The sequence below is a fragment of the Paenibacillus vini genome (genome assembly GCF_018403325.1).
Classification (GTDB): Bacteria; Bacillota; Bacilli; order Paenibacillales; family Paenibacillaceae; genus Fontibacillus; species Fontibacillus vini.
This window is the reverse complement of record NZ_BOSL01000008.1, coordinates 84,752-108,857: the sequence shown is the minus strand read 5'-3', so window position 1 is coordinate 108,857 and position 24,106 is coordinate 84,752. Positions and strand designations below refer to the sequence as shown.

23 protein-coding genes are annotated in these 24,106 nt (G+C 44.2%); 21 read left to right on the top strand and 2 right to left on the bottom strand.

Annotated features, from left to right (window positions below):
* Positions 1 to 63: 63 nt before the first annotated feature.
* From KJS57_RS13880 to KJS57_RS13800, 17 genes are all read left to right on the top strand, one after another.
* On the top strand, positions 64 to 4,539 hold the full coding sequence (locus tag KJS57_RS13880) for a beta-L-arabinofuranosidase domain-containing protein (RefSeq protein WP_213655247.1): 4,476 nt from the start codon (positions 64 to 66) through the stop codon (positions 4,537 to 4,539).
* Positions 4,540 to 4,643: 104 nt separating this feature from the next.
* Complete coding sequence (locus KJS57_RS13875; RefSeq protein ID WP_211020471.1) at positions 4,644 to 4,976, top strand: winged helix-turn-helix transcriptional regulator; 333 nt, start codon at positions 4,644 to 4,646, stop codon at positions 4,974 to 4,976.
* Between the two features lie 227 nt (positions 4,977 to 5,203).
* Complete coding sequence (locus KJS57_RS13870) at positions 5,204 to 5,716, top strand: NAD(P)-dependent oxidoreductase (RefSeq protein ID WP_244861538.1); 513 nt, start codon at positions 5,204 to 5,206, stop codon at positions 5,714 to 5,716.
* 234 nt (positions 5,717 to 5,950) lie between these two features.
* Complete coding sequence (locus KJS57_RS13865; RefSeq protein WP_213655246.1) at positions 5,951 to 6,409, top strand: DUF2269 family protein; 459 nt, start codon at positions 5,951 to 5,953, stop codon at positions 6,407 to 6,409.
* 180 nt (positions 6,410 to 6,589) lie between these two features.
* The gene (locus KJS57_RS13860; RefSeq protein WP_213655245.1) at positions 6,590 to 7,744 is read left to right on the top strand and encodes a type III polyketide synthase; all 1,155 of its coding nucleotides are present in this window, start codon (positions 6,590 to 6,592) and stop codon (positions 7,742 to 7,744) included.
* Positions 7,734 to 8,465, top strand: coding sequence for a methyltransferase domain-containing protein (locus KJS57_RS13855; RefSeq protein ID WP_213655244.1), 732 nt, complete (start codon positions 7,734 to 7,736; stop codon positions 8,463 to 8,465). The genes KJS57_RS13860 and KJS57_RS13855 overlap by 11 nt, the downstream gene beginning before the upstream one ends.
* A gap of 5 nt (positions 8,466 to 8,470) precedes the next feature.
* Positions 8,471 to 9,628 carry an NAD(P)/FAD-dependent oxidoreductase gene (locus KJS57_RS13850; protein ID WP_213655243.1) on the top strand — a complete coding sequence of 386 codons (1,158 nt, stop codon included), beginning with the start codon at positions 8,471 to 8,473 and terminating at the stop codon, positions 9,626 to 9,628.
* Positions 9,559 to 10,884, top strand: coding sequence for an aminoglycoside phosphotransferase family protein (locus tag KJS57_RS13845; RefSeq protein ID WP_306434229.1), 1,326 nt, complete (start codon positions 9,559 to 9,561; stop codon positions 10,882 to 10,884). Before KJS57_RS13850 ends, KJS57_RS13845 begins: the two co-directional genes overlap by 70 nt.
* Before the next feature lie 128 nt (positions 10,885 to 11,012).
* A complete protein-coding gene (locus tag KJS57_RS13840) occupies positions 11,013 to 11,582 on the top strand; it encodes a PadR family transcriptional regulator (protein ID WP_213655242.1) in 570 nt (189 codons plus the stop codon).
* Positions 11,579 to 12,571, top strand: coding sequence for a BtrH N-terminal domain-containing protein (locus KJS57_RS13835; protein WP_213655241.1), 993 nt, complete (start codon positions 11,579 to 11,581; stop codon positions 12,569 to 12,571). Before KJS57_RS13840 ends, KJS57_RS13835 begins: the two co-directional genes overlap by 4 nt.
* Before the next feature lie 220 nt (positions 12,572 to 12,791).
* Positions 12,792 to 14,222, top strand: coding sequence for a right-handed parallel beta-helix repeat-containing protein (locus KJS57_RS13830; RefSeq protein ID WP_244861537.1), 1,431 nt, complete (start codon positions 12,792 to 12,794; stop codon positions 14,220 to 14,222).
* On the top strand, positions 14,219 to 14,764 hold the full coding sequence (locus KJS57_RS13825) for a nitrous oxide reductase accessory protein NosL (RefSeq protein WP_213655240.1): 546 nt from the start codon (positions 14,219 to 14,221) through the stop codon (positions 14,762 to 14,764). Before KJS57_RS13830 ends, KJS57_RS13825 begins: the two co-directional genes overlap by 4 nt.
* Before the next feature lie 5 nt (positions 14,765 to 14,769).
* Complete coding sequence (locus KJS57_RS13820) at positions 14,770 to 15,591, top strand: ABC transporter permease (RefSeq protein ID WP_213655239.1); 822 nt, start codon at positions 14,770 to 14,772, stop codon at positions 15,589 to 15,591.
* Complete coding sequence (locus KJS57_RS13815) at positions 15,584 to 16,339, top strand: ABC transporter ATP-binding protein (protein WP_213655238.1); 756 nt, start codon at positions 15,584 to 15,586, stop codon at positions 16,337 to 16,339. Before KJS57_RS13820 ends, KJS57_RS13815 begins: the two co-directional genes overlap by 8 nt.
* A complete protein-coding gene (locus KJS57_RS13810; protein WP_213655237.1) occupies positions 16,323 to 16,871 on the top strand; it encodes a TlpA family protein disulfide reductase in 549 nt (182 codons plus the stop codon). The genes KJS57_RS13815 and KJS57_RS13810 overlap by 17 nt, the downstream gene beginning before the upstream one ends.
* Positions 16,872 to 16,958: 87 nt before the next feature.
* On the top strand, positions 16,959 to 17,798 hold the full coding sequence (locus tag KJS57_RS13805) for a sensor histidine kinase (protein WP_211020482.1): 840 nt from the start codon (positions 16,959 to 16,961) through the stop codon (positions 17,796 to 17,798).
* Complete coding sequence (locus KJS57_RS13800; protein WP_211020483.1) at positions 17,795 to 18,448, top strand: response regulator; 654 nt, start codon at positions 17,795 to 17,797, stop codon at positions 18,446 to 18,448. The genes KJS57_RS13805 and KJS57_RS13800 overlap by 4 nt, the downstream gene beginning before the upstream one ends.
* A 66-nt stretch (positions 18,449 to 18,514) precedes the next feature.
* Here the strand turns inward: KJS57_RS13800 and KJS57_RS13795 are convergent, their stop codons facing one another.
* Positions 18,515 to 19,270 (bottom strand): YheC/YheD family protein, encoded by a 756-nt coding sequence (locus KJS57_RS13795; RefSeq protein WP_213655236.1) that lies wholly within the window; start codon positions 19,268 to 19,270, stop codon positions 18,515 to 18,517.
* A 263-nt stretch (positions 19,271 to 19,533) separates the two neighbouring features.
* On the opposite strand from KJS57_RS13795, the gene KJS57_RS13790 reads away from it, so the two are divergent.
* From KJS57_RS13790 to KJS57_RS13775, 4 genes are all read left to right on the top strand, one after another.
* Positions 19,534 to 19,917 (top strand): MarR family winged helix-turn-helix transcriptional regulator, encoded by a 384-nt coding sequence (locus KJS57_RS13790; RefSeq protein ID WP_213655353.1) that lies wholly within the window; start codon positions 19,534 to 19,536, stop codon positions 19,915 to 19,917.
* A gap of 41 nt (positions 19,918 to 19,958) precedes the next feature.
* Complete coding sequence (locus KJS57_RS13785; protein ID WP_211020485.1) at positions 19,959 to 20,597, top strand: nitroreductase family protein; 639 nt, start codon at positions 19,959 to 19,961, stop codon at positions 20,595 to 20,597.
* A 13-nt stretch (positions 20,598 to 20,610) separates the two neighbouring features.
* Complete coding sequence (locus KJS57_RS13780) at positions 20,611 to 20,907, top strand: putative quinol monooxygenase (protein ID WP_213655235.1); 297 nt, start codon at positions 20,611 to 20,613, stop codon at positions 20,905 to 20,907.
* A 182-nt stretch (positions 20,908 to 21,089) separates the two neighbouring features.
* Entirely contained in the window at positions 21,090 to 23,036 is a 1,947-nt protein-coding gene (locus KJS57_RS13775) for an ATP-dependent DNA helicase (protein ID WP_213655234.1), read from the top strand.
* A gap of 176 nt (positions 23,037 to 23,212) precedes the next feature.
* Here KJS57_RS13775 and KJS57_RS13770 read toward each other — a convergent pair whose 3' ends face one another.
* Positions 23,213 to 24,055 (bottom strand): formylglycine-generating enzyme family protein, encoded by an 843-nt coding sequence (locus KJS57_RS13770; protein ID WP_213655233.1) that lies wholly within the window; start codon positions 24,053 to 24,055, stop codon positions 23,213 to 23,215.
* Positions 24,056 to 24,106 lie beyond the last annotated feature (51 nt).

The following is a 24,106-nucleotide window of genomic DNA, read 5'->3' as shown; positions in this document are numbered from 1 at the left end:
TTCTCACACCAGCTTTGATTACGCTCAATTCCTCATATAAAACGCAAGGAGAGATGTATATCAATGAAACGGCTAAAAGGTAAAAAAGAGTCGAGGAAAAAAACGGTAATTCATATCGTATCGGTAACATTGGCGGCGAATCTGATGTCCGGTTTTTTAGGCTCCACAATTCCGGCATATGCTGCAGGGTTGGATGATTCAAAACAGCTGGAATTAAAGTTTGAAAATAATATTTCAGATTCCTCCAGTAACAGAATTCAAGGAATATTAAATGGGACGGCAAATTATGTGGATGGCAAGGTCGGTAAGGCATTACAACTAAACGGAACCAATAATTATATTGATTTAGGCACTTCAGCAGCATTACAACCACAGAACCTGACGGTTTCTTTCTGGGTGAAACCCGACTCTACGTTAAAAGGCGAACACATGATCATGTGGAACAAGCCGAGCGGAAACTGGATGGGAGAGGGATGGTATTTAAGCATCTTGAGTGATACAGTTCCGTTAAAGCTTTCAACGGGAACTGGCGTACAGGAATCGTATGTTACAGGGGATCGAAGTACCTTCTTTCCCGTTGGAGAGTGGACGCATATTGCGGTCACCTATGACAATGCAACAAAAAATGTTGGGATTTATCGTAACGGTCTAGCTCAAAAGGTTTTATATAATAAACAGGGCGGCAGCATTGCAGCAAATAATACGGATCACAAATATTTAGGATTCAACTCTCCGCTATATGGCGGAGGCTACTCCAAACTGAACGTGGACGAATTCAAAATATATAGTGTAGCAGCGACAGATGAAGCTATCCGAGGCGTTTATAAAGCGGAAGGCGGCATAATAGACGAAAAGAGGATTGCACAACAAGACTTGGATGCGATTTCTCTGCCGGAAACAACAAGGGGCAATCTTACTTTCCCGACTAAAGGCATAAACGGAAGTACCATTTCGTGGAACTCATCGAATACGGACGTGATATCAAACACAGGAGTGCTTACAGATCCAGGGGTAGATACTCCGGTCACTATACAAGCCACTGTAACGTATGGTTCAGTCACCTTAACAAAAACATTTTCTGTTGTCGTAAAAACAAGTATATATTTAGGTGATTCGGCCAAGATCAAAAATTTCGACATGGATCAGGAAGAGGTTACCGACCCGTTTTATGTGAATGCCTTCAATAAAGATGTTGAGTATTTATTAAAGCTTGATCCGGACCGTCTTTTGTCGGGATTTAGAACCGTAGCGGGTTTACCTAAGAAAGCGGAGCTTTACAACGGTTGGGAAGGCAACTGGAGCTATCTTAGAGGGCACACCTTGGGACATTATTTGACAGCGCTATCACAGGCCTACAAACAAACGAAAGAGAATCCGGCACAGCATGCACAAATCAAGAGCAGAATTGATTACGTGATCAGTGAGCTGAAAGCATGTCAAAATGCAAGCAGTAACGGGTATGTTTTTGCAACACCGGAAACCCATTTTGATGTGATTGAAGGAAAGATCGAGGGACAAAGTTGGGTACCATGGTACACCATGCATAAAATAATTATGGGGCTTGTGGATGTTTATAAATACGAAGGAAATGGAGACGCCTTGGATATTGCGAGTAAATTGGGAGATTGGTCGTATAACAGAACTCAAACATGGAACGATTCAACGCATACAAGAGTATTGAATATTGAATATGGCGGTATAAACGACGCATTGTATGAATTATATAAATACTCCATTAATCAGAATCATTTAACTGCAGCCCATATGTTTGACGAAGATTCCCTGTTTAAGTCCATTGTCAATGGGCAAGACGTATTGGCGAATAAGCACGCGAATACACAAATCCCTAAGTTTATTGGCGCCCTGAATCGCTATCGTACTTTAGGTGAGGCAGAATCGTTCTACCTTGAAGCAGCGGAGAATTTCTGGGATATGGTGGTCAACGACCATACCTATGTAACCGGCGGAAATAGCGAAAATGAGCATTTTAGAGAACCCGGGCAGTTGGATAATTACAGGAATAACATTAACGATGAAACTTGTAACGCTTATAACATGTTAAAGCTGACTAGAGAGTTGTTCAGACTTACCGGAGATATTAAATATGCAAATTATTACGAGAAAACATTGCAAAATGAGATTATGTCCTCCATTAATCCGGAAACCGGCATGAGTACGTATTTTAAACCGATGGGTACAGGTTATTTTAAAGTATTCTCTACCGAGTTCGATAGTTTCTGGTGCGATACGGGAAGCGGGATGGAGAATTTTACGAAACTGGATGACAGTATCTATTTTCACACCGAACAAGAACTTTATGTCAACATGTACTTGAGTTCGAAATTGAACTGGACCGAAAAGGGTCTTCAATTGACTCAGGCAACGGATATTCCCCAAAGCGACAAAGCAACGTTTACAATTAATGCCGCACCTTCCGAAGCCGTTACGATTAAATTCAAATCGCCGGAGTGGGTTGCAAAAGGCCAAAAAGTAGCTATGAAGATCAACGGAGAAACAATGAGTGCGGAAGCATCCGAAGGATATATGGATATCCACCGAGTATGGAAGACAGGGGATGTTGTTGAATTGACGTTTCCTTTAGAAGTCCAAGTCTCAACTCTTCAAGATAATCCTGAAGCGGCAGCATTTACTTATGGTCCTCTTGTTTTAAGCGCGGGACTTGGAACAGAGCAAATGGTCGCCATTCCGCATCTTGCTTCACAGAAAGCAAATTTACCTGCGGGCGTTACCTTCAAGGATTACATCCTTATTAAGGATGGCAATGTTAATGATTGGGTCCGTGATATTAACAATAATTTGGTTAAGACGGAAGGTAAACTGGAATTCACACTGCGGAATACAGATGAAGATAACCACTTGAAATTTACGCCCTACTATACTTTGTACAAGGAAAGATACGGGATTTACTTCTATTTATCCGCATTGGATTCACCGACTTTCCAGAAAAACATTTTGAATAAAAAGACGGCCGCGAAAAAGGCGATTGCCAAGATCGATGAGGTACAAATTACGAATGATCAGCACGAATTGGCACATAATCTGCAAGGAAATACGGGAGGAGGTTCCTTCGGGGGCGAACAATACCGGCAAGCTTGGAGCGGGACATCCGGAGCCGCCTGGCTTAGTTATGATATGGCCGTCGATCCTTCCGTAACGAATTATATAGCTACCAGATTCCATAGCGGTGATAAAGGAAGAACCTTTAATGTTTATGTGGACGGTAGTCTTATTAAGGAAGAAACCATAGAAGGTAAAACCCCTGATCAATTCTATGATGTTAGATATCAAATCCCGGCAAATTTGTTGGCGGGAAAATCTAAAGTAACCGTAAAGTTTGCCAATAGAGGCTCGAGCTACGTCGGCAGATTATTCGGTACAGTTTCCATTTTGAAGGATTATAACAATAGCACGAACCTCCAAAGTGTCACAGCCGATGGAACACCGGCGACATTAAAGGATAACCATTATTCCGTTTCTGTTCCCAAAAATGCTGCCGAGTCATTCGTCAAATTCACTCCTGAGAACGCAAATGCTTTGGTATATGTTAATGATGTATTAATTGACGATACCGCGGAGAGAAAAGTATCTTTACCAACCGATAAGACTACTTTGAACGTTAGAGTGGTAGCTGAAGATGGAGTCACAGAAAAAGCTTATACCGTTAGCATCAATAAGGAAGCACAAGAGGGAGTCGCGGCTGCACTTTCAGCAGACAGCAGTGTGAAGGCCGGTAGCAGCTTTAAAGTAGCAGTTCATCTGAACAGCGTAACCCAAAGTGTTTATGCTCAGGACTTCACTCTGACCTATGACGCCAAAGTTTTTGACTATGTAATTGCGGCAGGTGCGAACAACAACATCCAAGTTGTAAAAGAGGATAAGGCGAATGCCGGGGAACTTCGACTGATCTCCGCCAATATCGGAGGCATTTCAGGAGCGAGCACGCCAGTTCTGGATCTGACTTTTAAGGTGAAATCCGGTGTTCAGAACACAAGCGGTGCGATTGCAGTAACCCGGGCGGAATTGGGAACATCCGAGGGAGCCGTGGTCCAGGCGGGTACAGACCGGAAGGTCATTTCCGTAGGAAGCGCAGATACGGGCGTTGACAAGACCGCGCTGAACGGAGCGATTACGAATGCAGAGAACTTGTATAACGCCGCAGTCGTAGGCACGCTGCCTGGTCAATATCCGCAAGCGGCCAAAGATGCCTTCGGCATTGTTATTAACACGGCCAAAGCGGTTAAAGACAACTCGGGCGCGACGCAGTCTCAGGTTGACGGCGCCGTCACTGATCTGCTGCGTGCAATTGACATCTTCAAGTCCGCAGTCATTAAGGAAGTATCCGCGGACCTTAACAAAGACGGAGTCATCAATGTGGGCGACCTTGCGATCGTTGCTTACCATTACGGCAAGGATTCCGCCAGCCCGGATTGGGCGAAAGCGAAGATCGCCGATCTGAACGGCGACAACAAGATCGACATTACGGATCTTGCGTTCGTCGCTACCAAAATATTGGATTGATTTACAGTTGATCGTTAGGTTATATTGACTGTATAACCATTGTAAAATTTTGTTAAGTGAATTATAGGAATTGCACCTATCTTAACTTAGGGGATGATTTATCGATGATTCATCAGCGTGAATGTCCCGTGGAGACGCTCATCCATGTTTTAGGCGGCAAATGGAAGCCCATGATTTTATGGAATTTAATAGAATCAACGAAGCGATTCAACGATCTTGAGAAGCTTATTCCTAATGTTTCACAAAAAATGCTTTCCCAACATCTCCGGGACTTGGAACGGGAAGGCATTGTTGATAGAACAGTCTACCCTTCGATTCCTCCAAAAGTCGAATATTCGCTCAGTGAGTATGGAAGAACTTTAATTCCAGTAGCTGAAGTGATGTGCGCTTGGGGAGAAAATCACAATAAGCGGAAATATGAAGAGCCGGCCTCTTAAAGCTGGTATGTAAACTCTTCACGAATTTAAAACAATACCAAACAAGCTGCCAGGAGATGTCGGGCAGCTTTGTTTGGTTTCCTTTTTTTCCTGATCATCCCTTATGCCCCGTAAAACTTACTTTTAAGTAAGTATCCCACTTATTAGTGGGTTCTTAACATCATTATAAAGCGGTGCTAAGCTAGCAATAACCAAATATTAGGGGCTACTAAAGAGGAGGAAAAACAATGAAAATTATTGTTTTCGGAGCTACGGGGAATACAGGGAGAAGAGTGCTGGTACAAGGAATAAATAGAGGACATGAAATGACCGCTTTCGTGCGAAATGCCGAGAAGCTTTATGATCAACTGGGAGAACTCGCCTCAAGTCGGGTGAGAGTGATTGAAGATGATATTTTGGATCCGGTCAGCGTCAGTGAGGCACTTGCGCATCAAGACGCCGCTATTAATGCAGCCGGTCATGCGGGCCAAGGAGAAGAGTTTGTCCGTATCGTCGATAATATTGTAAGCCAATGCGAATCCCAGCGCAGTTTCTCCGGCCGGGTATGGATGATGGGGGGCGCCGGTCTCTTGAATATTCCGCATACGGAGCTGATCGGCAACAATTTACCCGGCTTCCCTCCCGAGTACAAAAATCATAACCGGAACTTCGAAAGGCTGCAAAGATCTGAACTCGATTGGTCCGTGATGTGTCCGGGAACCATGATCGATTCAATAGAGCATCCTTCCTGGTCCAGTTAATCTACATGTAACAACGGAAATCCTTCCCGTTCCGGTTCCTGAGGTAATCAAGGAATATTCCGAGGCAGAAATAGCCGGCTACCTGTTCAGCCGATTTCAGGAGTTAAATGTTGTTTATGATGATGTCGCAAAGTGTATGTTGGACCACATTGATCTCGGAGGACCATTTAAAAGAAAAAGGGTCGGTCTAGCCTATCAAAATAATATTCCGGTGCGCTAAGGAGAATGGGGATCATGGGTTTGTTTAGTGTACTGCTCGTTTTGCATATATCGGCTTCGATCGCTATCATTGGACCCGCATTTCTGATGCCTTTTATTCGAAGATCCGCTAGAACTGTCGGCCAGATGCAATTTACATTAGGTATAACGACCAAACTTGCGATCCTGCCTAAAATTGGCGGAGTTGTCCTTGGTATAACCGGGGTTGGGCTTATGATCATCACCAAGATGGGGTTATCCCAAATGTGGTTAAATGTATCAATTCTTTTATCGCTGCTTATGGTCGTCATCATCGACGGCTGGATCGCGCCGCGTATGAAAAAGATCGTTAAGATTATATCTGAAACTCAAGATAAGGGCCGTGAAATACCCACCGAGTTCGGACTGGTGCTAAAAAAGATTATACCTGTCGAGACAGCAGCACAGCTGCTGATGATTGCCATATTATTGCTTATGGTCATCAAGCCATTTTAATGATGCCGAAGTTATTCAAGATCATTCCGCCTATAGAGCCCGTGCCCAGCACGGGCTATTGGTTTTGGTTTTGTCATGTTCATAAGATGGGCAAGCTGATGAGAACGGCTTGGAATAAAATTGACGTGCCACTGAATTGAAGTTAAAGCCGCTAATGTATTTTAAGGAGGTAATGTTGCTATGGCAGATGTAAGTTCTATGATTGCTATCACTGGAATCGGCACCGCGTTGCCGCCTTATCGGATGGACCAGGCTGATACGGCACGACGGATCGTTGACGCGCTGAGTAATAACCCGGATTCAGGCCGTTGGGCCAGAAGAATATTCAAGCAGTGCGGTGTTGAAAGCCGATATACATGCGAGCCTGATCTTTTGCTGGAAGCATCGGTATGCCGTTATTTGCCCCAAGAAGATTCTTCGATGGTACCGTCGACAGCAGAACGGATGGCAGTTTATAAACGGGAATCTGTCCCTCTCGCTACAACTGCCGCGAGAGCGGCCTTAGCGGATGCAAAGATGGATCCAGTGCAGATCACACATCTGATCACGGTTAGCTGCACCGGGCAATTTCTTCCGGGTATCGATGCGGCCTTGATTCGAGAGCTAGGGCTTGTGCCTTCGGTCATGCGAATTCCACTTACTTTCATCGGATGCGCAGCCGGGATGAAGGCGATATGTTTGTCGAAGCAGCTGGTGTCCGGAGATCCGAAGGCGAACGTACTGATTGTGTGCGTGGAACTATGCACCTTACATATTCAGCCTTCCGGGGATCGGGAAGCTTTGTTCGGAGCATCTTTCTTCGGCGATGGAGCTTCGGCTTGCGTAATCGGCGCGTCCTCTTCGCAGCATCAGCATGTTTACCAACTGGGTGATGAGCGTTCGGTGCTGCTTCCTGAAAGCGCCGATGAAATGATTTGGGAGATCGGGAATGATGGGTTCGACCTATATCTGTCCCCGAATATTCCGAGATTGATTGGCAATCATGTTCCAGCCGAAGTAGCTCATCTCGGTGGGGACGAGCCACCCGAATTATGGGCGATTCATCCGGGAGGCAAAGGCATTATTGAAGCGTTGCAATCGAATTATGGTCTAAGGGATGAACAGGTTGCGCCAAGTCTCGGTGTCCTGCGAGAGATTGGAAATGTGTCATCCGCAACGATTTTATTTGTATTGAAGAAGATGAGGGAACAGCTGCAGGAACAAGGTACCGAGCGTGCATCCGGTCTTGCGTTAGCCTTCGGACCAGGTTTGACGGCGGAGATGATCCAAATTACTTACGTTGCTTCCAGCGTGGCATCCAAGCACAGTTCGGAGAATACGGAATATGTTTCCTAAGCTGCATCAGCGGGCATTGGCGGCTGAACTCATGGACGATTTCACAAGCGGCGGGGAGGAGCTTCGTGAGGCATTACGCGAACTTCGCCGTTTAAATAGGCTGTTCGCGGCCAGCGCGCCAACACTATATGGAGTAAAACAGCTGTGGCGGGATGCGGGCGAACCGAAGCAGCTGTCCATTACAGACGTCGGTGCCGGCTCCGGTGATGTGAATCGGCGCGTTCTGCAATGGGCATCGAAGCAAGGCGTTACGGTGATGATTACACTGGTCGATATGACGGAAGAAGCCTGCGCAGAAGCGCGTCAAGTGTATATGGATGAGCCTCGCGTTCAGGTCGTTCGCGGCAATTTGTTTACACTCCCTGAGGCGAGAACGGATATCGTGACTGGCACACAGCTTTTGCATCATTTTTCGGAGGAAGAACTGCCTCGTGCTGTTGCAAGCATGTTGCGGGCGGCCCGGCTTGGTGTTGTCGTAAATGATATCCATCGGCACTGGATCGCCTGGACGGCGGTATGGCTTGCGACCCGGGTTATCTCATCGAACAAGTATATTTTAAACGACGGACCTTTGTCCGTGGCGAAAGGCTTCCGCTCTCAGGATTGGAAGCGTCTTAAGCAAACGATGGGAATCAACCAGATGTTGTATTCCTGGCGGCCGTTGTTTCGTTATGCCGTCGTAATCGGTAAGCCTGATTCATTCTTAAGCGGACGGGATTGATCGAAATGAAGCATTCTGTAGATGTCGTCGTTCTCGGGGGAGGTATCTCGGGAAGCTGTATCGCTAAGGCGCTCGCGGATAAACAGTGGGAGACGGCCTTGATTGACCGGCGAAATTTTCCGCGTCATAAGGTGTGCGGGGAATTCCTCTCGCCCGAAGCGCAGAGTACGCTGAACGCTTTAGGATTAACCGAGCCGCTCAAATCTCTATATCCAACGAGGATTGAACGGGCACAGCTTATCTTCGAGCAGGGCCGTGAATTTGAGTTTCCGATCCCTGGCGCTGCCTGGGGTCTTAGCCGATACAGAATGGATGAGACGTTGCATTCAGCCGCGTTGCAGGCTGGAGCACAGCTGCACCTATCAACCACGGTTACTGGAATTGAACAGCATGGAGAAGGTTATATCGTCCGAACGAAACGGGGATCGGATACGAACCTGTTCCATGCCAGAGCTGTCATTACAGCTTGGGGAACGAATTCTCGGGTTGCGAATCCAGGACATCGTCCCGATGCAGCCGCTTCGATCCAGCAAGCTTACCTTGGCGTTAAAACTCATTATACCGGTATAAGGATGGGGCCGGTGATTGAAATGTACTTCTTCCAAGGTGGTTATTTAGGGTTATGTCCGGTTGAGGATGGCCGTGTGAATGCTGCGGCGCTGTTGAACCGAAGTGAATTTGTGAAGACGGGCAAATCGGTGATGTCAATTCTGGAAATAGCGATTCAGCGCAACCGGAGACTCGCCGAGCGGCTTGCGCCAGCAGTTCCTGTCCCCGATTCGCAAGCTGCCATTGCTCCCGTCTATCTCCAGCATAAACCATCGCCATGGAACGGGCTTCCCCGAATAGGCGACGCTGCCGCGACGATCGCTCCGCTGTGCGGTGACGGCATGTCGATGGCGCTGCGCTCGGCTGCATTATGCGCTCCGCTCGCCGACAGTTATTTGCGGGGAAGCATTTCACTTCTGGAATGGGAACAACGATATACGGAAGTGATCCAGCAGGAGTTCGCCAGTCCATTAAGATGGGGCAGCCTGCTGCAATGGCTTGTGAGCAAGCCTGTCGTTCATCAGCTTGTGCCAAGCGCGGCCCGATTGGCGCCACTGCTGGAGAATGGTTTATTCCGAGCGACAAGATTGAAGCCGATGGAACCGCTGGAATGAAGAAAAATATAACATCAAGTTTTCGGAGTTGTCAGGCTGTCGAGATTTTCTCGACAGCTTTCCTTTTTATATCACGGGCTCACGAAAAAGGTATTAAACGATTTAAACCATTGTCGGCCTTTCATCATGGTCTGCATGTCAGCTATGATTTATATAATCAGATCATATTCATGCTAACGGCACATGCAGATTTCACATTGATAAATGGATCGGGGGAATTCATCATTAACGAAATAAAAGCCGAAACTCTAACACAGGTATTAAGCAAAATGCTTAATACAGAAATAGCTCACGCTGATTTCCAGACCAAACAGTTACATGGCGGAACAGTGGGTGATGTACAACTTGTATCAGGCAATGCAAAAACCGCTGACGGCGGGACATTGCCCTATAAAATTGTAGTAAAAACGCAAAAGAAGTGGGAACGTTACGGCGATCCCCAATCTTGGCGCAGGGAATATGATTTTTATATATCCAATTTCGGTGCTCTGTTCTCTGAATCGTTCCGTTGGCCTCAATGTTATCATGCTGAAATGAGCGAAGAAGAAAACGAAACCCAGATTTGGATGGAATATATCGAGGGCATATCGGGCTTAGACTTGACTGGCGATATGTATGAACATGCAGCCGAGGGATTAGGACGGTTCCAAGGTCAGTTATATGCCGAACAGCCTGCTTTTTTGCAGAACATGACCAACCTGAGCAAAGTGGATTATATGAAGAACTTCTATTTTCATTATCGGTCATGGAATAGAGTGTATGATTATATACGCTCCGACGATTGTGAAATTCCGAAACACATATGTAATATGCTCATCGAGATTGATGCAAGCGCAGACGAAATAATCAATCGTATAGAAAAGTTACCCATCGTGCTGTGCCACAGAGATTTTTGGGTAACGAACTTAATCTATTCGGACGGTAAAATTACACTCATCGATTGGGATACTACTGGTTTGGGCTATCTAGGCGAAGATATGGCAAGTCTTATCGCGGACGAAGCGGATATTGAACACATGGTTGAATACTACCATAGATGTATCCCGGCGTATTACAAAGGCTTTTCGGAATATGCGGATATTTCACACATAGCGGATAACTGCATTTATGAGATGATTTTACTTATGTTCGGATACAGGCTTGTAGAGTGGTTTATGGACGCAGCATCGGGAAACAAACTTCAAGAAACGAATGACGAAAGAACACTGCATCTTCTTACCTTGCAGAAAATCTTTGAGATGCGGAATGAACAATGATTGATACTTAATAAGAACATGTAGCAGCGGCAGCCTGGTGGCTGTCGTTGTTTTTGTATGATTTTATTGACTGTAATATTACACCGGTGTAATATATCGATATAGGATAATTATGGAAGGATACTTTTATGGACATTACTAATGTTGAATTTATGCTTTTACAGATTATCTGTGAGCGGAAGGAGGCTTCCGGTTATGAAATCAATCAGTTAATCAAAGAACGGGGTTACAGGGAATGGGTAGATATGGGTACTACTTCTATTTATGTCGGTCTAAAAAAATTAAGCAACAAGCAACTTGTTAATTCCTATTTAGATACAACCAAACAAGGAAAAGGGCCCATGCCAAAGAAATTTGAAGTAACCAATCATGGTGTGGCATTACTTAAACAAATTACCTTGGAGTACTTATCTACTTCACGTGAAAGAGATAATAAATTCGATTTAGCTCTTGCAGCCATTCCGTTCTTGACCACTAATGAAGTTGTGACAGCACTTCAAAAGAGAAATAATTTCCTTACTCATGTGGCTAGCAACATTAATGAAAAGTTTGAATCCCAAGGCGGAGTAAGACTGCCTTTGCACGTTCAAGCATTATTCAGACATCCTCTTTTACTAATAAAACATGAAATTGAGTTTATGGAAGTCTTAATCAAGGATTTATTAGAAAAAAATGATGATAGGAGAATGGATGAATGATCATAAACAATTTTTCTCCTTTTTCCGGTGAACACTGTGAAACCACAGCTACTGGAACCTTGCTAAAAAGATTAGGAATTGAACTGTCTGAGGTGATGTTATTTGGAATTGGCGGTGGGTTGGGCTTTATCTATTGGGACATGAAAAATATGGACTTTCCGTTTATCGGGGGAAGGATTAAGCCTGATCTGCTGACCCGTAATATTGTCAACCACTTAAATCTTCAGATGGAAGTAAAAGAGACTTCATCCCCTAAAAAGGCATGGGAGAATGTTAAGGAGAACGTAGACCAAGGAAATATAGTTGGATTAAAGCTTGACTGTTACCACTTGGATTATTTCACGAACAAGGTGCATTTTGCCGGCCATTATGTCGCTATGTATGGATATGACGATCATTATGCGTATTTAGTCGACACCAGACAACAGGGCGGAATGGAGGGTTTGGTAAAAACAAGTCTTGAGAATTTAGCATTAGCAAGAAATGAAAAAGGCCAAATGTCGTCAAAAAATCTATCTTATACTATCCGGAAAATAGAGGTCGTACCTGATTTAAGAAATGTGATTATAAAAGCGATCCAAGAGAACGCTATTGATTATATTAACCCGCCTATCAAAAATTTGGGCTATAAAGGTATTAAGAAAACAAGTGTTGAGATAAATAAGTGGTTTGTGAGAAGTAAAAATATCGAAGATGATTTAGTACTAACAGCTACTTTAATGGAACGCGGAGGAACCGGGGGTTCTCTCTTCAGAAATATGTACAGAGACTTCTTAAAGGAGTGTTTGACTATATTTGATTATGCTCCTCTACAAAATGCATATGATCTCTTTTCCGAGATTGCACCGATGTGGGGGGAGGTATCTGAACTGATCAGAAAAGCTGGGGAAAGACAAGAAATAAGATGCCTAAATCAGGCATCAGATCTTCTTATGGAATTATCAAGCAAGGAATATGAGGCGATGAAACAACTATCAAGAATCAGTTAAAGTAGCTATTCCACTGCGTGTATTTTGCAAAAAAATAATAACTGGGATATTACTGAAATAGCAGCCGGTAACGGTTGCTTTTTCTTTTTTGCGAGCATGATTAAGCTTGTAACTTCGCATGTTAGTCATGTCACATAACATTCACAATAAATTTAATATCTATGAAAAATATCACTCGAATGAGCTATATCATACCGTATTGGTTTGATTTATTCTTTTTGTGGAGAGAATTATTAAAAATACTCTACTGGAAAGGAGGATAACTATCCATTTCACTAACCTAAAATATACATTTATAAGAAAGAGCCCATTCATTTGCATTGCTTTTGCAGCTATATTAATTAATCTATCTTGGGATTTAACAGAAGTAGATGCTGATGAAGGATCTATTCCTTCACTTCAAGAAATTGTCGACAGGGCGAAGCCTGGGGAAAGCATTGTGTTATCGGATGCGGAGTTTTCCGGACCAATCTTGATTAATAAGAAATTAACTATTCAGGCCTTGGAGGGTGTTTCGCTAATCAACGAATCTCTTGAACCTGCAATAACCATACAAGCTGAAGGGGTAACCGTTCAGGGAATCCGAGTCTTACAAAAGCAATCAGGCGAAGAATCCACAGCCGTTTCTGTTCAAGCAAATGGAGTCGTTTTAAGAAATTTAAAGATCACAACACGCGGATATGGAATTCTTTTACGCGATTCCGTCGATGGCGTATTGGAAGATAACTTGATCTCTTGGGATAGTAGTCAAGGACCTTCCACCTTAGGAGAGAAGGGAAATGGAATTGACCTTTTCAACTCAAGTGATACCCGAATCGAAAACAATAGGATCGTGAATATGCGGGACGGAATTTATCTGGATAACAGCAAGGATTTGAACATCTTTAAAAACAAAATATTGGGATCACGTTATGGCATTCATTGCATGTATAATGATGGAACAAAAATTATCGGAAATATCGGCGAATACAATGTCACCGGAGCAATGATTATGGGTGTACGCGATGTAGTAGTTTCGGACAACTCCTTCGTCAAGCAAAGGAACAATGTAAATTCGCAAGGCATTCTGCTTTATGACGTTCAAAGATCTATCGTTGAAAAGAATGATATTGAAGGGAACCGTGTCGGAATCTATCTTGAACGTTCCAGTCAAAACGAACTGAGAAACAACTCCATTTACAGAAATTTTGTAGGCATCCAATTTGTAAACGCAGAGAAAAACTTCATTCATGACAATGATTTTGTTGCCAATGTTATTGAGGCGGAAGCAATGGATAGCGAATCAAATCAAATTGAGCAAAACTTTTGGGATACTGCCCAGGTTCTCGATATGAACAATGATGGGAATAGCGATATCCAATATTCAATCAACCCGTTCTACCGCAATTTAATTTCTGAAACTCCGGCCTTTCAACTTTTTTTTCAATCGCCTGGAATCAGTTTCTTAAGCGGAATGTATGAGCAAGATAATCAGCATAGCTGGACCACGGACAGTTCGCCGAGACTGAAACTGAATCAACCCGTACTGACATCGAACTCTATCGTTGAGGACAAACCGCTTCCAGATAAAGTTTTCTTGATGATAGTTTCTTCAATGCTGTTGTTGATATCCATATTAACCATACTCTATTCAAGGGGGCAAAAAACATGAAAAAGGGAATCTTTGCTTTGAGTTTAGTTTTAGTCTTAATTGCCATCACCGGCTGTGGAAAGAAAACGTATCAACCTCAAGCTATCAATGAGGATGTCGATGTATGCGTAATCTGTAACATGCAGGTCAAGGATGATGCTTTTGCAACCCAAATCGTAACGAAGGAAGGCAAGAGCCTCAAGTTTGACGATATCGGATGCATGAATGAATGGAAATCGAAAAATGGCACCAGTGAAATCGGAATGGCGTATGTCCGTGACTACAATGATAAAGAATGGATCGAATACGGCAAAGCAGCTTATGTCTATGACGCCTCCATTCGTACGCCTATGGCATATGGGCTTATAAGTTTTAAAGACCAAAAATCCGCGGAACAATTTATTCAGGAGCAGGGTGTGGGCCAAATGCTGAGCTCGGAGGAACTCGCTAACCATACATGGGAACAAAGTAATGACATGATGGACATGCATAGCGACGGAGAAGGCCATGATCATTCCCACACCCATGATGGTAATATGAGCGAAGACAAATCAGGACATTGATCGCCATGTCGGATATGCTGCAGGTTGCAAAAAAAGAAATCAAGATTGGATTTCGAAACCCTTGGGCGTACTCATTCTTAATATTGTTCTCCGTGTTCAGCCTGAGTTTATTATTAGTCAATTCTCAAAATGAGATCAGCGGCTACTCCGGTGTTACCGGTTCGATGTTAAGTTTAACATTATATTTACTTCCCTTAATGTCACTATTTCTGGGATCCTTCTCATTAACTGCCGAAAAAGAAGAGGGAAGCTGGCAGTTGCTATCTACCTATCCACTTGGAACGATTTCCTTTATGTTGGGAAAGTACATCGGTTTGTCCGTCGTATTGTTGACTATCATTTCCTTTGGTTATGGATTAATGGGATTAATTACCGCATTGATTGGTAAAATGTTCGATATTAATACATATCTGCTCTTTTTATCATTTTCATGCGGACTGATTCTACTATTCTTAACGATCGCGCTATGGATCGGCTCTTTGGCAAAAAATCGTTGGCAAGCATTGACGATATCCGTCATGATCTGGTTCTTTACGGTCATTGCTTGGCCGACGATATTAATCGCTGTCCTGGGGCTGCTTCCATACTTATGGATCAAACCGCTTCTCATTATATTCACGTTCTTGAATCCGGCGGAATTCGTAAGACTGTTTGTTGTGATCAAGCTTGGGGGCGGCGCTGTTCTTGGACCTGAATATTACAAATGGGTAAGCTGGATTCACAGTTCTAACGGCAGTTTTTCATTTTTCGTTCTCTTCTTAATCTGGTTGCTTTTTAGCTTAACATGTGTTTGCTGGATCTGGGAAAGGAGGAGGCCCCGTGCCTGAACCCTTTGTTATCGCATCAAATATTAATAAAACAATTAAAAGTCAAAAGATTGTTCAGGATATTTCCTTTGAGCTTGAAAAAGGTAGTATTGTTGGATTATGCGGCGGTAATGGGGCGGGAAAAAGCACCGTTCTGCGCATGGTTGCTGGGATTCTTCAGCCCACCTCCGGAAATATCGTCGTTAGCGGGTTACAATGGAAGAACGACAGAAAGAAGTTCGCTGAACAAATTGGATATATGCCCGATGATTTTCAGTTTCCGCAAGGAATGACGGCCCAAGAGATTTTGTCCTTCTGGGCCTCATTACGTGAAATGCCTGAACAAAGAGTGCATGAAGTATTAAGCCTTGTTGGTTTGGCTGATAAAAAGAACAAACTCGTCAGCACATTTTCCAAAGGGATGCGGCAGCGTGTCCTCTTTGCCCAAGCGATTTTGTCCAAGCCCGCATTGCTGATCATGGACGAGCCGACCAATGGCCTTGACCCTTATTGGATGAAGGAATTTGTGAACCTTGTGAAAGTCGTTAAAACGGAAGGGCAGACGGTTCTCTTTTCCACCCACCAACTGGATATTGCCGAAGAACTGGCGGACTATGTCATCTTTTTGAATGAAGGACAAAACTGCGGTGAGGGTTCAGTAGAGGAGTATAGTCAGTTGTTTGGTGAATTTCCTTTACATAAAGCATTTCATTATAGTATGGAGCTCATCACAAAGAAAGAGAAAGTAAAAGATGAAAATGAAGATTAATTTTCGATTTGGATTGACCTTTTTCATCGGCCTATTTGCATTATTAGCAGTTATTTGGGTTGTTGTACCCACAAGTCAAAAGAATGAGGACAAAGCATCAACCGAACGTCTGAGTATCGGAGCGACCGCACCTGATTTTCAAGCTACAAATACACTTGGAGAAAAGGTCACACTCTCAGATTTTCGCGGAAAGTCCGTTGTGATCAATTTTTGGGCGTCCTGGTGTGGACCCTGCGTGAACGAAATGCCGCTCATTAATCGTGTATTCCAAGATAGCGATTCCGATGTCGTAACCTTGTTTGTAAATGTTGGGGAATCCAAAGGAACCGTGAATGAGTTTTTGACCCAGCATCAATTCGATTTCCCTGTCATTATTGACGTTACCGGTAAAATATCAGGAATGTACGCAGTTACAGGCTTGCCGGTTACTTATATCCTTGAAAAGGAAGGTAACATCGCGCACTCGATTATTGGTGAAATAAGCAGCGAAAATCAACTGTATAATTATCTTGAAACCGCAAAAGAGGATTAAATTTAATTTAATCCTCTTTTCCTTGAGATTACGATATGCTTTGATATAAATATAAATATAGATTAGATGTTTGAGGAGTGTTCGGGCGTGACTTATAAACAAATCAAGTGGATGATTTTATTCGTACCGACTTTGATAGTAGGATTATGGGAATATGTCCGACACCAATTTCTAATGCCGTACATTTCCATGGATTTGGGGAACTGGCTTACGCCAATTTTAGTATACCTTGTTAGTGTGACTCTTCTCAACCAATTGTTCTCTCAACTGGAAAAGATTCAACAAGAACTTCAGGCTGAGCGGGCACAAAAGGCAGCGCTCCAGGCGCGTGAACAGCTGGCCAAAGAGCTTCACGACGGAATAGCCCAGTCGCTTTTTTTACTATCCGTTAAGGTTGATCAACTTGAATTTACAACAGATCGAAATAAGCATGAAGACGCAGTCTATGCAGTTCGAAAGACTGTTCATGAAGTGAACAGATATGTAAGACAAGCCATAGCGAACCTTAAATATTCGACCAATACCAATAGTGAAGTTGTTCTGAAGGAAACTTTAGAAGATAAAGTCAAGCAAATTGCTGATGAAGTACTTATTCCAATCGAATTAGATTGGAACATTAAAGAGAATGTTATGACTCCGAAGGAAAAAATTGAAATATTAGCCTGTATTCGTGAAGCTGTTGTAAATATCCAGAAGCACGCTCGTGCATCGAAGGGCTGGATTGTTGCACAAGGAGATGAAGCGGGGTGGGTAGTAACCATTAAAGATAATGGAGATGGATTTCGAGAAGAAATTATAGATTCAAAAGAAAGTTACGGTTTGAACATTATGAAGGATCGTGCAGAAGATATGAAATGGCAGCTTCGAATTTTTAATCATCATGCGTTGACAACACTTGAGATACAAAAAGGAGGAGGGGAGGATTGAAGACACGAGTATTAGTCGTTGATGACCATGCCCATGCAAGGGAAGCAATATGTGAAATCATTGCTACGGACGACAGGTATGAAATTGTAGGCGTTGTCGCAAGCGGCCAAGAAGCTATAGATTTCACGGAACAATGGATGCCTGATTTGATATTAATGGATATTCAAATGCCTGACATGGATGGGTTGGAAACAACGCAGCGCATCAAGCTGCGTTTTCCTTACGTGAAAATTGTCATGATCACCGTTTCGGATGACATGTTTCATCTTTTGGAAGCTTTAAAACGAGGAGCGCAAGGTTATCTGCTCAAAAATCTGGCACCCTCAACCTGGATCAAGTACTTAAACTCCATCGTGAATGAAGAAACTCCTTTAAGCCGGGAGCTTGCTTTTGAAATTTTAAAGGATGTATCACTTGCTAATAATAAAGAAGTTGATGAATCTTTGACGTTTAGAGAACAAGAAATATTAAGTAATGTTGCGGATGGCCTGACCAATAAAGAAATTGCAGAAAAACTGGTGATTTCGGAGCATACCGTCAAAAATCACTTGAAGAACATACTTCAAAAGCTGCAACTTCAAAATAGAGTCCAGTTAACACGCTATGCGTTTGAACAGGGGCTCCTCTCCCGTAGAGATAAAAAGGAATAGTTAGACTTCTTATCAGGAAGCCGCAGGAAAATGCGGCTTCCTATTTCCTAATCCGGATAGCTTTCGCTATTTATAACGTCCATATTGCTTCCCGTAAGACAGAATTTTTTTATAAATGCTCTTATCTTTTAATGCTTTAAGCGGGTATATTTGCGGCCGAGTGTTCACTTCCAGAATCCAGGCTTTACCTTTGGAGTCAATTGCCACATCCAGACCGAGTTCTTTGAATCCTTTATAATTTCGATCAAAATTTTTGCCAACGGCAACGCCAAGTCTTTTGAGATCCGACTCGAGCTGTGGAGTGAAGGCGGAACTGAATTTGGCACCATTCATTGTATTGTGGAATGTTCCGATAGTGCCGCCTTGATTATAATTGGTGGCTACCTTTTTCGGATTGCCGACTTTGGTGAAGAGGGCGGTGCTGGTCCAAGTTCCTTGTTTGGTTTTCTGAACCATAACCCGGACATCGAATGGCTTTCCGTTACTTTTGGCTAAGCGAATTCCTTTTTGCAAAAGATAAGGTCTGGTCCCCGCAAAGCGGTTCAGATCACGATACAACTGCGTTGTAGTTGAGTACGATCTTTTAGTTGTGTTCAACTGGGTTTGGTAGCCACCGGCGGTTTTACTGATACGAATAATGTTATTTCCGCCCGATCCATTTGTGGGTTTAAAGAAGACGGTGGTGTGGTCGGCAAGCATGCTGGAAAGATTTTTTTTGTTAAAGGGTAAGGTGATGGGGATATACTTTTTAATATAGCTATCTTTAAGCAACCATTGGGTTTTCGTCCACTTACTCTTGATCGTGCTGCTTTTGTATTTCATTATGAAGAGTATCACCTCTTGTTTTTGATTAGCATATGCCGAAAAATCGAACGAGTCACCCTGATGGCATTGAACCAGTATATAAGCCTACGACCATTTTTATATAAAAAGTAGAAATTATTATTAGGAACTTTTCCAGAAAAGTTCTTGATTTTCTGAAAAGAATGATTTATCATTGACCCATCAACCATTGACGGGTCAATGAGTCGAAGGAGGTTAATATCATCTCTACATGTCATACGGATGATCTGCTTTACTTGCTTATGCATTTAAACAAGCATATTGCGACCCGGTTTGAAAGATGTGCTGGAGTTAGTCCCAACCGGCTCGAACTCCTTTGCAAGCTGACGGTTGGCCAAATTAGCCAGTCGGATCTGCAGAAAGCCGTGTCTATAGATCCAGCTGCAGTGACCCGCCATGTTCAGCAATTGGAAGCGGAAGGGATTCTTCTGCGGACTAGGTCGGAGAGCGACAACCGGATTACGTTAGTTCAGCTGACCGAGGAAGGCAGGAGTAAGGTAGTGAAGTTTAAAGAGGAGAAAGAGCGGTTTCTGGAGGAATTGCAGGCAGACCTCACGGAATCGGAACGACTTGGATTAATTCAAGGTCTGCAGAAGCTGAACAGCCAGATTCAACAAATGAAATAAACCGTAAAACCAATTAACTATAGAGATTAGGAGAGAATAACATGACTGCAACTACCCTAAGCAATGATTTTAAAGAAATTATTTCTACCCGGCACTCTGTGCGCGTATACGATCCATCGGTCAAAATTAGCCGCGAGGAAATGACCGAAATGTTGGAAGAAGCGACTTTGGCCCCGTCGTCCGTTAATCTTCAACCATGGAGATTCCTTGTCATTGATAGCCCGGAAGGTAAATCAACGCTTGAAGAGCTTGCGCCAGGCAACAAAAACCAAGTTACAACCTCATCTGCAGTCATTGCTGTGTTCGGCGATATGAACGCATTTGACAATGCTGACTATATTATGAGTACTGATGTGGAAAAGGGCTTTATGCCACAAGAGATTAAAGAACAAATCATGGCTAACTATACTGATCTTTTCGGCCGTATCCCGGCCCAGGCTTTTCGCGAAATGATTCTTATTGACGGCGGCCTGGTATCCATGCAGCTTATGCTTTCCGCTCGTGCCCACGGATATGATACAAACCCGATTGGCGGATATGACAAATCCCGTATTGCTGAAGCCTTTGGTATGGAAAAGGACCGCTATGTACCGGTTATGCTCATTTCCGTAGGTAAAGCGGCTAAAGAGCCGCGCAAGACCAGTCGTCTTCCTATTGACCGAATTGCGCAGTGGAAGTGAGGCTCTAACTACGATGATTATTATTCATGCAGAAATGAAAGTTAATCGCGAAGTAGAAGCGGAATTTCTGGAGTCCGTACAAGAACTTATTGAAGCATCCCGCGCGGAAGCAGGGAATGTATCGTATAAGCTTCTGAAGGATACGGATCAGGATGATACCTATCTCATGATCGAACAGTGGAAAGACCAAGAAGCAGTAGCGGCTCACAATGCAAGCAGCCATTTTCAGGCGTTCGTTGCTCCAGCAGCACAATTCCTGACAGCTCCGTTACAGGCTCAAGCTTTTGCAGGTCAGCCCATCAGTAAATAATACAAGGTCAAAAGGGATAGCTGAATAAAATAAGGGAGGCAGCCGGCAACGGTTGCCTTTTTTTTATGCCAGTGTTGCGCGAGATCAATGACAATGATATGCTGGAATTTTGAAAATTCGAAAGACTATGTATTAGAAACTAATTGAACCTTAGGAGCAAGAAAGCAGAGGTAGTTAAACACGTGGAATCTTACCCATTTACTTATGATCCCGGAACACCATTTATTCAGCAAGCTGCGGACTGGATTGCGGACGTATTTTACGAGCTGTTGCCGGAAGCGGGTTTTGAAGTTCGGGATGAGCAGATCTATATGGCGTTTCAATTGGAAAAAGCATTCGCCGACAAAAAGACGATTTTCGCCGAAGCGGGGGTAGGCACAGGGAAAACGCTGGCGTATCTTCTGTATGCGGTATGTTACGCACGATACACGCGAAAGCCCGCGATCATTGCCTGTGCGGACGAGTCTTTGATTGAGCAGTTGGTCAAACCGGAGGGCGATATCGCGAAGCTGGCCAGACACCTGGATTTGAACATCGATGCGCGGCTGGGTAAATCTCCGGATCAATATCTGTGCCTTAAGAAACTGGATCAGGCGAGAATTCATGCCAAGGCGGATGTGAATTGGGAAGAAATTGCGGCTAGCCTGCCCGGTTTTGTCTATTCCTCTGCACCAATGCAGGCATTTCATGCTTACGGAGACCGAAGAAATTATCCGCAGTTAAACGACGAACAGTGGAATACGGTCAATTGGGATTCCTTCCAGGACTGCTTCACCTGCGACCGCCGTCACCGCTGCGGACAGACATTGTCCCGAGATCATTACCGGCGCTCTACCGATGTCATCATCTGCTCGCATGATTATTATCTGGAGCATGTGTGGACCTATGATGGCCGCAAACGGGAGGGACAGCTGCCGCTCTTGCCGGAGCATTCCTCCGTTGTATTCGATGAGGGTCATCTGTTGGAATCGGCGGCCATGAAGGCGTTCGGCTATAAAATGAAGCATGCGACCTTTGAAGAATTAATTACGCGCCTCCTGCAAAATGAAATCCGCGAATCCCTGGCCGTGCTAATTGATGATTCAATCGTGCAGAGCGAAGTTATGTTTCATGCGTTCGGACGATACAATCATTCCGTTGCGGGATCGGACCGCAGAGAAATCATCTTGAACGAAACGCTGCTTAGTGAAGTGCGACGGTTCCGTGACTTGCTTTCGGCGATAGAAGAGGAGCTTGTCTTTGAAGGTGAGCTGTATACGCTGGACCATTATCAGCTTCGTATCGTCGAGGAACATATGGAAATGATGCAAAAAGCGCTCCTTCTGTTTGAGCAATCGGAATCAACGGTGATCTGTTGGGTGGAGGACAGCCCGGAAGGGCTTATGCTCTCTGTCATGCCGGGTACGGTTAAAGAGTTGTTGAAAACGCAGGTTTTTCATCTTAAAATGCCGGTCATTTTTTCTTCGGCGACCATGTCGGTGGACAGCTCTTTCCGTTATATGGCGGACAGTCTTGGCGTTGAAAGCTTCCTGTCCTTTTCAGTGGATTCACCTTATGCCTATCAGGAGCAAATGGAGGTACTGGCACCGACATGGCCTCTTTCCGAAGGCTTCGATGGGAAGATGAAGGAGGCGGTACGGCTTCTTCAGCAAACGGGTGGCAGAGCACTCATTCTTTTCCGGACCCGAGAAGAGCTTCGTTTGTTCAAGGAACACGTGAAGGCCGAACCGAAGCTGGGCGGGATGTCGATCTATTATGAAGGCGACGGAGAAATCAGCCATCTGATCTCGGCATTCCAGCAGGAGGAAGAAAGCGTCTTGTGCGCGGTCAGCCTATGGGAGGGGCTCGATGTTCCGGGGCCGTCGCTTATGAACGTGATTATCTGGTCGCTGCCATTCCCGCCGCATGACCCAGTATTTAACGCCCGGCGAAAAGCTGTTGCCGACCCCTTTAATGAGGTGGACATGCCATACATGCTGTTGCGGCTTCGCCAAGGCATCGGCCGTCTGATCCGTTCGCGGGACGACTCCGGTATCGTCGTACTACTGGGCGAAGAATTGCGGACCAATCCTGAGGTAAGGGACAAAGTGAAATCCGTTCTTCCCAAGGGCGTTGAGCTGAAGTCATGATCCATGCAACACGGAAGGGCGGCAATTGAGAGTACAACGATAGATGTGATCAGCAGAATACAAAATCATTGGTTCCATAAAGGTTCGTGGCATTAAACGTCATGAGCCTTTTTCTTTTAGTGCAATCCGTCTGCGGTCAAAAACGAGTATTCAATCTGGAACTGCATCGTTTCCGTTTACCCATTGCGGCTCACGCGAAAGCCCTGATCGGGACCAAAGCCGTTTGCTTCAAACTTGCCCCGAAATGATATCTCGCTGCTTCCGATGTCGCCGATCCAACCACCGCCTTTAACACTTCGGAAGGAACCGGTGTCATTATCCAAATTCTCTCCGTACCAGCTCCAACACCACTCCCTGACATTGCCTGACATATCGTAAAGTCCTAATTCATTGGGTTTCTTGAGCCCGACGGATTTTGTCTGGTTATGGTTGTTTTCTATGACGGGCCAATTCCAATCTCCCTTCAGGTATTTATCACCGGTATTTCTCCAGAACCATGTCACATCATCCGCCTTATTGCTTCCGCTGTAAGTGTAACTTTTGCTTCTTTGGCCTCCGGCTGCGGCATATTCCCATTCCGCTTCCGTCGGCAAGCGGTATCCATCAGCTTCCGCATTGATCGTTACGGTCCATTTTATATTATCGTTCTCACTCATATTATTCGGGTCTTTAGTACTCTTATCTATATTGTAATAAGGTTTTAAACCTTCTTTTATGCTCCTCGCATTACAGTACTCCACAACGTCATACCAACTTACCATTTCTACCGGCAAATCATCGCCGATGAATTGGGATGGATTGCTTCCCATGACCTCAACCCATTCTTTTTGGGTCACCTCGTATTTTCCGATATAAAAATTCGATAAACTGATGCTTTTTCCATAGAAGTTAGACTTAGTGTTTTTGAAGGTTCCGCCCTCGACGAATACTAGGGAATTGTTCTTATCCTGTTTTTCCTGGGAACAAGCGGTGGCAACAAGCGTTATAGCGATCAGCAGTAAAAAGAGTAGCTTTCTCATCGACAGATCTCCTTTAAAATGATGGGAACAGCAATATTCCGGTAGTAAGAA

Bases quoted from the DNA above. Each gene is read 5' to 3' on its own strand.
- KJS57_RS13875 (WP_211020471.1), top strand. From the start codon at position 4,644: ATGATTCATCAGCGTGAATGTCCCGTGGAGACGCTCATCCATGTTTTA.
- KJS57_RS13835 (WP_213655241.1), top strand. From the start codon at position 11,579: ATGATCATAAACAATTTTTCTCCTTTTTCCGGTGAACACTGTGAAACC.
- KJS57_RS13810 (WP_213655237.1), top strand. From the start codon at position 16,323: ATGAAAATGAAGATTAATTTTCGATTTGGATTGACCTTTTTCATCGGC.
- KJS57_RS13865 (WP_213655246.1), top strand. From the start codon at position 5,951: ATGGGTTTGTTTAGTGTACTGCTCGTTTTGCATATATCGGCTTCGATC.
- KJS57_RS13840 (WP_213655242.1), top strand. From the start codon at position 11,013: ATGGACATTACTAATGTTGAATTTATGCTTTTACAGATTATCTGTGAG.
- KJS57_RS13770 (WP_213655233.1), bottom strand. From the start codon at position 24,055: ATGAGAAAGCTACTCTTTTTACTGCTGATCGCTATAACGCTTGTTGCC.
- KJS57_RS13780 (WP_213655235.1), top strand. From the start codon at position 20,611: ATGATTATTATTCATGCAGAAATGAAAGTTAATCGCGAAGTAGAAGCG.
- KJS57_RS13825 (WP_213655240.1), top strand. From the start codon at position 14,219: ATGAAAAAGGGAATCTTTGCTTTGAGTTTAGTTTTAGTCTTAATTGCC.
- KJS57_RS13795 (WP_213655236.1), bottom strand. From the start codon at position 19,270: ATGAAATACAAAAGCAGCACGATCAAGAGTAAGTGGACGAAAACCCAA.
- KJS57_RS13850 (WP_213655243.1), top strand. From the start codon at position 8,471: ATGAAGCATTCTGTAGATGTCGTCGTTCTCGGGGGAGGTATCTCGGGA.
- KJS57_RS13860 (WP_213655245.1), top strand. From the start codon at position 6,590: ATGGCAGATGTAAGTTCTATGATTGCTATCACTGGAATCGGCACCGCG.
- KJS57_RS13855 (WP_213655244.1), top strand. From the start codon at position 7,734: ATGTTTCCTAAGCTGCATCAGCGGGCATTGGCGGCTGAACTCATGGAC.
- KJS57_RS13870 (WP_244861538.1), top strand. From the start codon at position 5,204: ATGAAAATTATTGTTTTCGGAGCTACGGGGAATACAGGGAGAAGAGTG.
- KJS57_RS13785 (WP_211020485.1), top strand. From the start codon at position 19,959: ATGACTGCAACTACCCTAAGCAATGATTTTAAAGAAATTATTTCTACC.
- KJS57_RS13880 (WP_213655247.1), top strand. From the start codon at position 64: ATGAAACGGCTAAAAGGTAAAAAAGAGTCGAGGAAAAAAACGGTAATT.
- KJS57_RS13790 (WP_213655353.1), top strand. From the start codon at position 19,534: ATGCATTTAAACAAGCATATTGCGACCCGGTTTGAAAGATGTGCTGGA.
- KJS57_RS13820 (WP_213655239.1), top strand. From the start codon at position 14,770: ATGTCGGATATGCTGCAGGTTGCAAAAAAAGAAATCAAGATTGGATTT.